This window comes from Pseudomonas sp. E1BtOHC1 (assembly GCF_058744285.1).
In genome coordinates this window covers 2297095-2310317 of record NZ_CP196023.1, presented here as the reverse complement: position 1 = coordinate 2310317, position 13223 = coordinate 2297095, and the positions used below count along the sequence as shown (strand labels likewise).

General features: G+C 61.2%; 10 protein-coding genes. 6 read left to right on the top strand and 4 right to left on the bottom strand.

From position 1 onward, the window contains the following. Window positions 1-2 precede the first annotated feature (2 nt). The gene (locus ACSSVC_RS10610) at window positions 3-3146 is read left to right on the top strand and encodes an efflux RND transporter permease subunit (RefSeq protein ID WP_346634992.1); all 3144 of its coding nucleotides are present in this window, start codon (window positions 3-5) and stop codon (window positions 3144-3146) included. Further along, window positions 3143-4603 carry an AdeC/AdeK/OprM family multidrug efflux complex outer membrane factor gene (gene adeC, locus ACSSVC_RS10605; protein WP_346634993.1) on the top strand — a complete coding sequence of 487 codons (1461 nt, stop codon included), beginning with the start codon at window positions 3143-3145 and terminating at the stop codon, window positions 4601-4603. Before ACSSVC_RS10610 ends, adeC begins: the two co-directional genes overlap by 4 nt. Window positions 4604-4671: 68 nt before the next feature. Here the strand turns inward: adeC and ACSSVC_RS10600 are convergent, their stop codons facing one another. From ACSSVC_RS10600 to ACSSVC_RS10585, 4 genes are all read right to left on the bottom strand, one after another. Further along, the gene (locus ACSSVC_RS10600; RefSeq protein ID WP_492612265.1) at window positions 4672-6618 is read right to left on the bottom strand and encodes a multinuclear nonheme iron-dependent oxidase; all 1947 of its coding nucleotides are present in this window, start codon (window positions 6616-6618) and stop codon (window positions 4672-4674) included. 15 nt (window positions 6619-6633) lie between these two features. Then, on the bottom strand, window positions 6634-7794 hold the full coding sequence (locus tag ACSSVC_RS10595) for an aKG-HExxH-type peptide beta-hydroxylase (protein ID WP_492612264.1): 1161 nt from the start codon (window positions 7792-7794) through the stop codon (window positions 6634-6636). A gap of 20 nt (window positions 7795-7814) precedes the next feature. Next, a complete protein-coding gene (locus ACSSVC_RS10590; RefSeq protein ID WP_346634996.1) occupies window positions 7815-8285 on the bottom strand; it encodes a GNAT family N-acetyltransferase in 471 nt (156 codons plus the stop codon). 93 nt (window positions 8286-8378) lie between these two features. Then, window positions 8379-8636 carry an Os1348 family RiPP precursor gene (locus tag ACSSVC_RS10585; RefSeq protein WP_346634997.1) on the bottom strand — a complete coding sequence of 86 codons (258 nt, stop codon included), beginning with the start codon at window positions 8634-8636 and terminating at the stop codon, window positions 8379-8381. A 622-nt stretch (window positions 8637-9258) separates the two neighbouring features. On the opposite strand from ACSSVC_RS10585, the gene ACSSVC_RS10580 reads away from it, so the two are divergent. The 4 genes from ACSSVC_RS10580 to ACSSVC_RS10565 all read left to right on the top strand — a co-directional run bounded on the left by ACSSVC_RS10580 (window position 9259) and on the right by ACSSVC_RS10565 (window position 13214). After that, window positions 9259-10521: an OprD family porin gene (locus tag ACSSVC_RS10580; RefSeq protein WP_492612263.1), complete on the top strand. Its 1263-nt coding sequence runs from the start codon at window positions 9259-9261 to the stop codon at window positions 10519-10521. 249 nt (window positions 10522-10770) lie between these two features. After that, a complete protein-coding gene (locus ACSSVC_RS10575) occupies window positions 10771-11961 on the top strand; it encodes an NAD(P)/FAD-dependent oxidoreductase (protein ID WP_346634999.1) in 1191 nt (396 codons plus the stop codon). A 25-nt stretch (window positions 11962-11986) separates the two neighbouring features. Beyond that, window positions 11987-12376: a helical membrane plugin domain-containing protein gene (locus tag ACSSVC_RS10570; protein WP_346635000.1), complete on the top strand. Its 390-nt coding sequence runs from the start codon at window positions 11987-11989 to the stop codon at window positions 12374-12376. Window positions 12377-12389: 13 nt separating this feature from the next. Next, window positions 12390-13214: a methyltransferase domain-containing protein gene (locus ACSSVC_RS10565; RefSeq protein ID WP_346635001.1), complete on the top strand. Its 825-nt coding sequence runs from the start codon at window positions 12390-12392 to the stop codon at window positions 13212-13214. Window positions 13215-13223 lie beyond the last annotated feature (9 nt).

Below are 13223 nucleotides of genomic sequence, written 5' to 3'. Positions count from 1 at the left end.
CCATGTCGAAATTTTTTATCGACCGTCCGATTTTCGCCTGGGTAATTGCCCTGGTGATCATGTTGGTCGGGGCTCTATCGATCCTCAAATTGCCGATCAACCAGTACCCGAGCATCGCCCCTCCGGCGATTGCGATCTCCGTGACCTACCCAGGCGCTTCTGCACAGACCGTGCAGGACACCGTGGTCCAGGTGATCGAACAGCAGCTCAACGGTATCGACAACCTGCGTTACGTGTCCTCGGAGAGTAACTCCGACGGCAGCATGACCATCACCGCGACCTTCGAGCAGGGCACCAACTCGGACACCGCGCAGGTACAGGTGCAGAACAAGCTCAACCTGGCCACCCCGCTGCTGCCTCAAGAAGTGCAGCAACAGGGTATCCGCGTGACCAAGGCGGTGAAGAACTTCCTGCTGGTGATCGGCGTGGTTTCCGAGGACGGCAGCATGTCCAAGGACGACCTGTCGAACTACATCGTGTCGAACATGCAGGACCCGATCTCGCGGACCGCGGGTGTGGGTGACTTCCAGGTGTTCGGTGCCCAGTACGCCATGCGGATCTGGCTCGACCCGGCCAAGCTGAACAACTTCAACATGACCCCGGTGGACGTGAAGACCGCGGTTGCCGCGCAGAACGTTCAGGTTTCCTCCGGCCAGCTCGGCGGCCTGCCCGCCCTGCCCGGCCAGCAGTTGAACGCCACCATCATCGGCAAGACCCGCCTGCAGACTGCCGAGCAGTTCAAGGCAATCCTGCTGAAGGTCAACAAGGACGGTTCGCAAGTACGTCTGGGTGACGTCGCCGACGTCGCGCTTGGCGGCGAGAACTACGCCATCAGCGCCCAGTTCAACGGCAAGCCGGCTTCCGGTCTGGCGGTGAAACTGGCCAACGGCGCCAACGCCCTGGACACCGCCAAGGCGCTGCGCAAGACCATCAGCGACCTGGAACCCTTCTTCCCGCAAGGCATGAAGGTGGTGTTCCCGTACGACACCACGCCAGTGGTGACCGAATCCATCAAGGGTGTGGTTGAAACCCTAGTGGAAGCGATCGTCCTGGTGTTCCTGGTGATGTTCCTGTTCCTGCAGAACTTCCGCGCCACGGTGATCACCACCATGACGGTACCGGTGGTGTTGCTGGGGACCTTCGGCATCCTCGCGGCGGCCGGTTTCAGCATCAATACCCTGACCATGTTCGGCATGGTGCTGGCCATCGGCTTGCTGGTGGACGACGCCATCGTCGTGGTGGAAAACGTCGAACGGGTGATGCACGAGGAAGGCCTGTCACCCAAGGAAGCAACGAAGAAATCCATGGGCCAGATCCAGGGAGCCCTGGTGGGTATCGCCCTGGTGCTGTCCGCGGTACTGCTGCCGATGGCCTTCTTCAGCGGCTCCACGGGCGTGATCTACAAGCAGTTCTCGATCACCGTGGTTTCGGCCATGGCCCTGTCGGTGCTGGTGGCCCTGATCTTCACCCCGGCCCTGTGCGCCACCATGCTCAAGCCCGTGGTTGCGGGGCAGAATCACGAGAAGCGGGGCTTCTTCGGCTGGTTCAACCGTACCTTCGATCGCAGCGTGAAAAGCTACGAGCGCGGCGTCGGCAACATGCTGCGCCACAAGGTCCCGTACCTGCTGGCCTACGTATTGATCGTCCTGGGCATGATCTGGCTGTTCACCCGCATCCCGACCGCGTTCCTGCCGGAAGAAGACCAGGGCGTTCTGTTCGCCCAAGTGCAGACCCCTGCCGGTTCCAGTGCCGAACGGACCCAGGTGGTAGTCGATGAAATGCGCGCCTACCTGCTGGACAAGGAAAAGGACACCGTTGCCTCGGTGTTCACCGTAAACGGCTTCAACTTTGCCGGTCGCGGCCAGAGCTCGGGCATGGCCTTCATCATGCTCAAGCCCTGGGGCGAGCGTTCCGCGGAAAACAGCGTGTTCAACCTGGCAAACCGCGCCCAGCAGCACTTCTTCAGCTTCCGTGACGCGATGGTGTTCGCCTTCGCCCCTCCGGCCGTACTGGAGTTGGGTAACGCCACCGGTTTCGACGTGTTCCTCCAGGACCGCGCCGGTATCGGCCACGAGAAACTCATGGCTGCACGCAACCAGTTCCTCGGCATGGCCGCCCAGAGCAAAGTGCTGTCCCAGGTGCGTCCGAACGGCCTGAACGATGAACCGCAGTATCAGTTGACCATCGATGACGAGCGCGCCAGTGCCCTGGGCGTGACCCTCACCGATATCAACAACACCCTGTCGATTGCCCTGGGCAGTAGCTACGTCAACGACTTCATCGACCGCGGTCGAGTGAAGAAGGTCTACATCCAGGGTCAGGCCGGTGCTCGCATGAGCCCTGAAGACCTGAAGAAGTGGTACGTACGCAACAGTGCCGGGACCATGGTGCCGTTCTCCTCCTTCGCCAAGGGCGAGTGGATCTACGGTTCGCCGAAACTGGCCCGTTACAACGGCGTGGAAGCCATGGAAGTCCTCGGTGCTCCAGCCCCTGGCTACAGTACCGGTGAGGCCATGGCCGAAGTCGAAGCCATTGCCGCCAAGCTGCCGCCGGGCGTGGGCATTTCCTGGACCGGCCTGTCCTACGAGGAACGTCTGTCGGGCTCCCAGGCACCTGCGCTGTATGCCTTGTCCCTGCTGATGGTGTTCCTGTGTCTGGCCGCCCTGTATGAAAGCTGGTCGATTCCGATCGCGGTCATGCTGGTGGTACCTCTGGGGATCATCGGTGCACTGATGGCCACCAGCCTGCGGGGTCTGTCCAACGACGTGTACTTCCAGGTGGGACTGTTGGTGACCATCGGCCTGGCGGCGAAAAACGCCATTCTGATCGTCGAGTTCGCCAAGGAACTGCACGAGCAGGGCCGCTCCCTGGTGGACGCCGCGGTGGAAGCCTGCCGCATGCGTCTGCGGCCGATCATCATGACCTCCCTGGCCTTCGTCCTCGGGGTTGTGCCACTGGCCATCTCCACCGGCGCCGGCTCGGGCAGCCAGCATGCGATCGGTACCGGGGTCATCGGCGGTATGCTCACCGCGACGATCCTGGCGATCTTCTGGGTGCCATTGTTCTTCGTCACCGTGTCGTCCATGGGCCGCAGGAAAGCGGACCAATCAGAAACTACTGCAACTCCTAATGAGGCTGGCCAATGAGCAAGTCGCTACTCTCCCTGGCAATCACCGCCATTGCGCTAAGTGGTTGCTCGCTGATACCGGATTATCAGCGACCGCAAGCGCCGGTGGCGGCGCAATTCCCCCAAGGCCCTGCCTACTCGCCCAAGGAGGCCGCCAACGTGGCGGCCGCCGAACAGGGCTGGCGGCAGTTCTTCCATGACCCGGCGCTGCAGCAGCTGATCCAGACCGCTCTGGAAAACAACCGCGACCTCAGGGTCGCGGCGCTGAACATCGACGCCTACGCTGCGCAGTACCAGATCCAGCGGGCTGACCTATTCCCTGCGGTGTCGGCCAACGCCAGCGGCAGCCGCCAGCGTACTCCGGCACGCATGTCGCAGACCGGCGAAGCCGGGATCACCAGCCAGTACTCGGCCACCGTGGGCGTCAGCGCCTACGAGCTGGACCTGTTCGGCCGGGTTCGCAGCCTGAGCGAGCAAGCCCTGCAGACCTACTTCTCCAGCGAAGAGGCCCGGCGCAGCACGCAGATCAGCCTGGTGGCCAGCGTGGCCAATGCCTACATGACCTGGCAGGCCGACAAGGAGCTGCTGAAACTGACCCAGGACACCCTCGGTGCCTACGAGGAAAGCTACCGGCTGACCTCGCGCAGCAACGAAGTGGGCGTGGCGTCGGCCCTGGACCTGAGCCAGTCGCGGACCTCGGTGGAAAACGCCCGGGTGCAACTGGCCCGTTACACCCGCCAGGTGGCCCAGGACGAAAACAGCCTGACCCTGCTGCTGGGTGCGGCGATTCCGGCCAATCTGCCGAAGGCCCAGCCGCTGGCGGCCGACCTGCTGAGCGATCTGCCGGCGGGCTTGCCGTCGGAGCTGCTGCAACGGCGTCCGGACATCCTCGAAGCCGAGTACAAGCTGAAAGCGGCCAACGCCAATATCGGCGCGGCGCGGGCGGCGTTCTTCCCGAGCATCAGCCTGACGGCCAACGCCGGCACCTTGAGCCCGGATCTGTCCGGCCTGTTCAAGGGCGGTTCGGGGACCTGGCTGTTCCAGCCGCAGATCAATCTGCCGATCTTCAACGCCGGCAGCCTGCGAGCCAGCCTGGACTACTCGAAGATCCAGAAAGACATCACCGTCGCGCAGTACGAGAAGTCCATCCAGACGGCCTTCCAGGAAGTCTCCGATGGCTTGGCCGCACGCCAGACCTACAACCAGCAGTTGCAGGCCCAGCGTGACTTCGTCAACGCCAACCAGGACTACTACCGCCTGGCCGAGCGTCGCTATCGCATCGGGGTCGACAGCAACCTGACCTTCCTCGACGCCCAGCGCTCGCTGTTCAGTGCCCAGCAGGCCTTGATCACCGATCGCCTGTCGCAGTTGACCAGCGAGGTCAACCTGTACAAGGCCCTCGGCGGCGGCTGGAGCGAACAGACCGCGAAGAACGAGCCACTGGCTGAAAAGGCCCCGGCGCTGCACCTGTTCTGAAGCACAGCCTGTCTGTATGAAAAACCCACCTGACGGTGGGTTTTTTTATGCCTCGCCGCGCCCTCCCCTCAACCGCCGGCACCATTGAGCAGGAACACTGGCTCGCGCAGGTAATTCAGGCCCAGTCGGTTTTCGAAGGTCTCGTCGCGCAAGGCCGCCGTGGTGCAGCTCTTGAGCCCCAGTGCCGTGGCCACCAGGGCGAAGCTCTGGCTCAGGTGGCCACAGTCCATCAACGCCACGCGCAAGGCCCGGCTGCCCGGGTACTTCCAGGCCAGGCGCTCGAGCCGCGCGGTGGACAGAAACACCACGGCGGCCTTGCTGATCCAGTCCTGCTCACCACAAGCCGCGCCAATCCACGCCCTCGGGTCCTCTCGCGACAGCAGTTCGAGCCCGTGCCGGCGCACCGAATAGTGATACAAGCCCGCCTCGAAGCCCTGCACATTGAGCAGGATCGGATAGACCTCGATGGCATGCAGGGAGCCGCCGGAAGCCGAGGTTTTCTTCAGGAAGAAGTCGCCCATGGGGTTGCGACGCATCTGGCTGGCACCCCAGGTGTAATACAGCAGCTGGGACAACTGCCGGGCGCTCAAGGGCGAACCGTCGAAGGTCCGGCAAGTCTCGCGATCGTTCAGGGCATCCAGCAGGTTCCGCTGGCCAAGCACCTGTGCAGGTGCCAGCAGAGGATTGTCCAGGGCAAGGAACGGGTGTGAAAAGTAGTCCTTGAAGGCCGACGGCTGACGCTGCTGCAAAGCCTTGCCCACCAGTTGCTCTTCCATCTGCGCCACGCTGATGTAGGGCGTAGCGGTTTGGGTGCGAGTCCCCAGGTAGAAATCCAGGGCGTCCTGCCAGTGGGCCCAGATATCGCCGGCCTCCTCGGGCTCGGCGAGGCCCTGGGACTGCCCGGGCTGCAACAGCCCCAAATCAATCAGTTCCTGGAGCACCGCCAGGCTCTCGTCCTGCAACGCGCCGGGTAGCAAGAGTGCGCTGTCCAGGGACCGTGGGCAGAGAAAGTGCCGCACCAATGGCAGAAACTCCGTCGACAACTCCAGGTCCAGGTCGCGCCGGCGATCGCGCAGGGAAAAGGACTGATGGGCAAAACCGAGCCAGGTCCCCGGCCGCAGTTGGAACAAGGTCCGGCCATCCACCGCAGCGGCTGCCGGAGCCGGCGCACTGGATACAGACGCGGCCTGCCAGAACAGAGGCTCGGGCCGCAGGGCCTTGATCTCCTTGATCAGCGCCGACAACTGCGGGTCCTCGGCTCGATCGGCAATGTCCCACTCGATGGTGACGGCCTTGAGCGGCGCACACTGCAAGAGTTGGCGCAGGATGTCCCAGTCGCGCCGCGGATCGCCGATATGCACCTCGATCAAACGCTGCAGCGGCAACGACCGCAGGTAATCGCGCAAGTCGTAGCCCAGGGCCCTGGCGGTGCTGATGGCACTGTCCAGGTCCAGGAGAAAGCCACTGTCACTGCGCTCGACCACACTGCAAATGAACCCGCCTTCGGAAAGTTCCTGGCCAATGTCCATGGAAAACAGCCGAGGGGCGTTCTCAAGCACCAGGGGGGTCCGGGTGAAGGCCTGTAGCTCGATGGCGTTGGCCACCACCGTATCGGCCACTTCACGGGCCAGGCTCGGCAAAATGAAATGCTGGGTATCGCCCCCCTGAAACCGTGACCAGGAAATATGCTCCGCCAGCCAGGGGGATGAGGTCCGGTCGCACAGACGGCGAGTCATGTGCAAAAACTCCCGGTCCATCTCGATGCCGACGCTGCCCAGGGATAGGCTGGAGGAGTGCAGCAGCACCGGCACCCGTCCGCCCAGCTCGTTCAGCCGCGGCTGCAGAATGCAGTGGGTGGGCTGGAATTCCAGGTAATCGAAGTACGGCAGCCCTTCACCCAGGATCCGCTCGATGGTGGGATCGAGCCCGCCTGGTTCAGCCCCGGCAGCCTGCGGCAAATGGTATTCCAGCCCTACCCCGGCTTCCGGGAAACGCGAAGAATCGAAGTTTTGCATGTCCGCCTCCCCGGCTCAGGCCGTCATGTGCAGGGACGCCGCAACGGTGCTGGCCCCCGCGCCCCGACTCAGCAATCCGGCATGACGCCGCTCCAGCCGATGCACCTCTTGCATCAGGTTGCCCAGCAGTTCTCGCCCTTGCGCGGTGAAACCCGGCGCGGTTTCGAAATCCGCCAGCGCCTTGCTCAACCCCCGCAGGATAAACAGCATGCGCTGCTCGGCCCGGCGCATTTCCTCCGCCGGACGGGCCTGGACCCGCTCCAGGTACTTGACCAGGGCGATGTAGACGTAAAAGGCATGGAAGTAGCCATACAAGTCACGCTGCTGCCCCGACCAGGGCAAGGTGTACAGGGCCTCCTTGGAGGCGTGGGGCTCAACCACCGCGGCGACTTCGACGATGTTGTACAGCAACTGGTGGGTCGCTTCATGCACCAGCGACTCTTCCATGTCGAGTATCGAGTTGTCCCGGCTCGACAGCAGGATCACCCCGGTATAACGGGACGCCGAGCAACTGCGAAAACTGCCGTCGGGTAAATAGCACACGGCCTTGACCAGCACCTGCCACTGTTCATGACAGGCCGGCCAGGTGTGCTTGATCCGCTGCAGGGCAAGCTGCATGACGTCCTTGAAAAAGGCTTTGGAATAACCCGCCTTCTCCAGCTGACGCTGGGTCAGTTCATCTGGCGGATAGTCATAACTGGGCGGCGTGACCTGGGTGATCAACGGGTCGACATCGAATCGATAAACCGGTGGGTATTGCTCATCGACCTGTGCATCCTGCGAAGCTTCGATCCGTTGCAGTACTGGCGCAAACTCCAGGAGCCTGGCTTTAACTTCACCCTCATCCTGCGTCTTTCCAGTCAACAGATAGTTGACATCGCGAAACGTCAGAATACTCCAGATCTGAAACACTGGATGCGCGACAAGTTTGGAGCGGGCACTTGGCGCAGACAGAATAATATCCAGCGCCTGTTTAAAAAACGGACTCAATGCAGAATCAGCGGAAAACAACTTTGACAGCTCGGCATATAACGCGACAAACATCGTATATCGATTTTTTGCAACTTGTTCCTGTAACTGCAGAAATCGCTCCGGCTCACTGTCCGGGAGAAAAGTAGTGCCCTGAAATAGTTCATCGATGGAAAGTTCTGCTTGCTTACTGTTAGCACTGTCCATGGTTCAACCTTCCCTTAAGGTCACGGCAAGGGCTTGTTCATCGTCAGGCTGGCGACTTCATAGCCCAGCAGTTCATAAAGACGACGCGCCCCTTGGTTGTGGCCGAAGACATGCAAACGCATCTCGTCACACCCCCACTCACGCGCCGCCGACTCACCGGCCAGCAGCGTCTGCCTGGCGTAACCCCGGCGACGTTCGATCGGTTCGATATAGAGATCGAGGATGAAGGCAATCCGTCGAGGGCCCACCTGGCGCTCGGCGATCCACAACTCGCCCACCGCCCGCCCCGCATAAAGCGCCCGCCACAAGTGGTTGTGCGTGCTCAGACGACCCTGCGGAAGCAACTGGCGGAACACCTCTGCAGCCTGGAACGATGCCTGCTCCGGTAGCCACTCACCGGCAGCCACCATGCCGGCGGCATACTCATCCAGGGCTCGCTGGGCGAAACGACTGAAGTCGGCTTCCTGCATCGACACCAAGGTGATGGACACGGACAGGCACTCCACTATGACCTTGAATCCCGGTTCCGGTGTGCCGCATTCATGAAAGCTTGAGTGCGACACACCGGACTGCACACGCCTCGCTCAGTCCATGCGTGCCTGTTGCTGTTGAGTGTCAAAGATTGCTGCAACGCCAATCTTGTCGCGAATCGCCGAACCGGCGCTGGTCAGTTTTGCCGTATCGATACTTTTCACTGCGCCCACTTCGGTAGCACTCAGGTGCACACCGATGCCTTTGGCTGCCGCTTCAGGATCCTGATGCAACTGCGCCGCGAACTCCTTATCCAGAAGTGCGCGACCTACTACCGATGCCAAGCGTTCCTGATTGACTTTAGTACCCATGGTATTTCTCCTTATATATTCAAATCACAATAACAATCCTTCTCCTGACGAAACTTAAAACTTATCCCTATCCGCCCTGAGGAACTTCAATATAGCAAGGCAACCCTGCTTTTCCAGCGAGCACAAACCTTTCACTTAAACCTTTTTACGATAATCGATAACACCGAATATCAAGTATTACTGGCGATTACCCATATATCTTTTATACAAGAGCAACACTCAAGGACAATGACTTACAACCAAAGCAATAAGCCCTTGTATTGAAAAATCCGATGCTGCCCGCAACGTCATGGAAACAGCGTAACTTCCAACATTGATCGATCGGCGTGGACAACCTCAGGATTAATCAGGGATATGTCCCTTGGACGCCCCGCCACACCCGACTTGATAAGTGTTCGTTAATCGCCCAGAACCCGCGTTCGCCAATTGATCGGCCCTGATCCGCGACGCACCATTCCCGGCACCCGAACACACCAATAACAACAGGTTCGATGCTATGCCCTCACGTCCTGCCCGCTCCGGCTGATCCTGCAAGCACCACCTCCCAAACCTTGAAAGCTGTCCGCATGGGCTTTTTGCGGCAGTGGATCGTTGCACCCCTAACAATTAGAGAGACCGACGAATGAAGCCAATCACCCCGCCGCAACACCTGCTGCCCAGCCTTCTGGCCCTGGCGCTGACCAGCACCGCCCTGCCGGTCATGGCCGAAGAGTCGGGCTTTCTCGAAGACGCCCAGGCCAACCTGAACCTGCGCAACTTCTACATCAACCGCAACTTCACCAACCCGACCAAGGCCCAGGGCAAAGCTGAAGAGTGGACCCAGAGCTTAATCCTCGACGCCAAGTCCGGGTTTACCCAGGGCACTGTCGGTTTCGGCATGGACGTATTGGGCCTGTACTCGCTGAAGCTCGACGGCGGCAGGGGCACCGGCGGCACCCAGCTGCTGCCTCTGGACCACGACGGGCGCCCGGCGAACAACTTCGGGCGCCTGGGAGTGGCCTTCAAGGCCCGGCTGTCGCAGACCGAGGTCAAGGTTGGCGAATGGATGCCGGTGCTGCCGATCCTGCGTTCGGATGACGGTCGCTCGCTGCCGCAAACCTTCCGCGGCGGCCAGATCACCTCGAAGGAAATCGCCGGCCTGACGCTCTACGGCGGCCAGTTCCGCGGCAACAGCCCCCGCGATGACAGCAGCATGAGCGACATGACGATGTTCGGCAAAGCGGCCTTCACCTCGGATCGCTTCAACTTCCAAGGGGCGGAATACGCCTTCAACGACAAGCGCACCCAGATCGGCCTGTGGAATGCCGAGCTCAAGGACATCTACAGTCAGCAGTTCGTCAACCTGACCCATACCCAACCCCTGGGTGACTGGACCCTGGGGGCCAACCTGGGCTTCTTCTACGGCAAGGAAGACGGCAGCGCCCGGGCCGGCGACATGGAAAACCGCACCTGGTCCGGCCTGTTCTCGGCCAAGTACGGCGGCAACACCTTCTACGTCGGCCTGCAGAAACTCACCGGCGACAGTGCCTGGATGCGGGTCAACGGCACCAGCGGCGGCACCCTGGCCAACGACAGCTACAACGCCAGCTACGACAACGCCAAGGAAAAGTCCTGGCAAGTGCGCCATGACTACAACTTCGCCGCGCTGGGTGTTCCCGGCCTGACCCTGATGAACCGCTATATCAGCGGCAGCAACGTGCACACCGCCACGGTCAGCGACGGCAAGGAATGGGGTAGAGAAAGTGAGTTGGCCTACACCGTACAGAGCGGCACCTTGAAGAACCTCAACCTGAAATGGCGCAACTCCACCATGCGTCGGGACTTCAGCAACAACGAGTTCGACGAGAACCGCCTGATTGTCAGCTATCCCATCAGCCTGCTGTAAGCCCCTTCTACCAAGGGGCCGGCCGAACCAATGGGCCGGCCCCCCGCAGTTGCCGGCATTGAACCGCGGCGTCCGAGAAAAGGTCCGCTGGTCGGGCTTAGTAAAAAGCACTCCGATACACAGATAAAGTGAAGGGGTATTTACTCTCGGCGGGCAACGCTCGCTTCCATGAACGAAATCTATCGATTCAGTTCCGTTATCCATCGGATGTCATACGTGAAGCTGACGTAGCCCTGGAGGGTCTGCGTTGTGAGCAAGCACATCGTCATTGTCGGAGGTGGTGTAGGCGGTACCATCCTGGCCAATCAACTGGTCAGCAAGCTCTACCCGGAGATACTCAGGAACGAGGTCAAAATCACCCTGCTGTCCGAATCGCCGGATCATTTCTACAAGCCCGCCTTCATGTATGTGGCGTTCAACCTGTTCTTCCACGAAGAACTCAAGCGGCCCGAACGCTCCCTGCTACGCCCCGAAATAACCTTCGAGGTCGACCCCGTCACCCGCTTCGATTTTGCCGGCCAGAGCCTGCACACTCGCAGCGGCAAGCGCCTTGGCTACGATTTCCTGGTGGTCGCCACCGGCTGCGTGCCGGCACCGGAACGGATCGAGGGGCTCAAGGAAGCCGGCGACCACTTCTACCAATACCAGCCTGCCCGGCAACTGGCACAGCGCCTGAGCCGGATCGAAAAGGGTCGGGTGTTCATCACCGTGTCGTTTCCGCAAACACCCAATGTTCCTCATCAATGCGGCATCGCGCCGGTAGAAACGACCCTGATGCTCGATGACTTCCTGCGGCGGCGTGGAGTACGGGATCGGGTCGAGATCATCTACACCTACCCCAGCACGGCCCAGCTACTGCGCAATTGCCTGTTCCTGCAACGCCCGGTCGGCGAGGTGCTGCCGGATCTCTTCGAACAGAGGAACATCCGCTTCCAGCGCGGCTTCACCCTGGCCAGGGTCGACCCGGATCGGCGTATCGCCTACTCGGAGGAAGGCGCTGAACAGCCTTTCGACATTCTCATGGCCACCCCACCGATTCGGGCCGTAGACGCCGTGCTCGAATCCGGCGCGTCTCAGGCACAGGACCACGAGGGCTGGCTGCCGACCCATCACGAAACCCTGCAAGTCTATGGCCTGGAGCGGGTCTATGTAATTGGCGATACCGTCGACCTGCCGATCAGCAAGGCCGGCGGCGCCTGCCACAACCAGGCCCCGGTGATTGCCAACAACATTGCCGGAGAAATCCGCCTGGGCTCTCCCGAGGCGGTTTATGACGGCAGGGTCCAGGCGGTCGCGCAAATGGGCCTCAATGCCGGCATGCCCCTTTGGTACGACTACGCCCACGACGTTCTGCCCACCCCGTCGAGCAAGTTGGGTGGCCTGCTGCGCACTGGATTCAATCGCGGCCTGTACTGGGCCGTAGCCCGCGGAATGCTATGACCCTGCACAGGGAGGAGACAACGCCATGGATAGCTTTGATCCAAGCATGCCTGGTCCAAGGGCGACCAAGCCTGAACTTGCCGGCACGCCAGGCCTGGAAGCCCTGATGAAAAAGCTCCAGCCGCTGCTGGACAGCGCTCGCCTGGACAACCTGGTCGACCTGTTGTCACTGCTTTGCGACCTGATCGACATGCTCGATCAGGCAATGATCGAAAAACTTGCGCAACAGTTCGAAGAAGCCACCGCTGCCAGCTGGATACTGGGCAATGCACTGCGCATGGCCAAGGCCGAAACCTCAGCGCACGGTACCGCTCCCAGCCTGTACGGGCTGCTCTCGCTGCTGCGTGAAGAGGACACACGACGTGGCGCAGCCCTGCTCCTCAGAACTCTGAATGTCATTGGACGACAACTTTAAAAAGGATGTTTACATGAGTACCAAGCCTCAGCCGACCACGGCCAGGAACCTCAGTACCCAATGGGATCCCCAGGCCTATCAGCAGTTCGTGCGCCTGCGAGAACGACCTGCGGTCGAACTACTGGATCATGTCGCCCTGCAGCACCCCCATCACATCTACGACCTGGGTTGCGGAACAGGTATCGCCACTCAACTGCTGGCGCAGCGCTGGCCCTACGCGGAGCTGACAGGCGTGGACAGTTCCTCGGAAATGCTTGCCGAAGCCAGCTGCCTGCCGATCAAGGCGCTGTGGCGCAGGTGCGATCTGCTGCAATGGAAAGCCAAACAGCCTGCAGACCTGTTGTTCGCTGCCGCAGTGCTGCACTTCATGAGTGACCACGAACACCTGCTGCCGCGCCTGTTGAACCAGCTCACCCCCGGCGGCTGCCTGGCGGCGCATATGCCCAATTGGCGCGATGCCCTGTGGTATCAGTTGATACTCGAAAGCCTGGAGCAGGCAGGACCGGACGGCAAGCCGCTGGGCACCCCGGAGCTGCGGGCGTTCATGGCCGAGCGCCGGGTACTGTCGCTGGATGGCTACTACCGTTTGCTGGCGCCCCTGACTCGGGAACTGGACATCTGGGAAACCGAACACCTGCAGGTCGTGGAAGGCCAGTCGCCGATCTTCGACTGGGTCAAGGTCTCGGCCTTGCGCCCCGTACTCCTGAGCCTGGACGACCGGCAACGACAATGCTTCCTCAACCATTACCTGGCACGGGTACATCGCTACTATCCGCCCGAAGGCGATGGCCGGACGCTGTTCCCGTTCAAGCGGGTGTTCATTCTGGCCACCGTCTGAAACCATGCG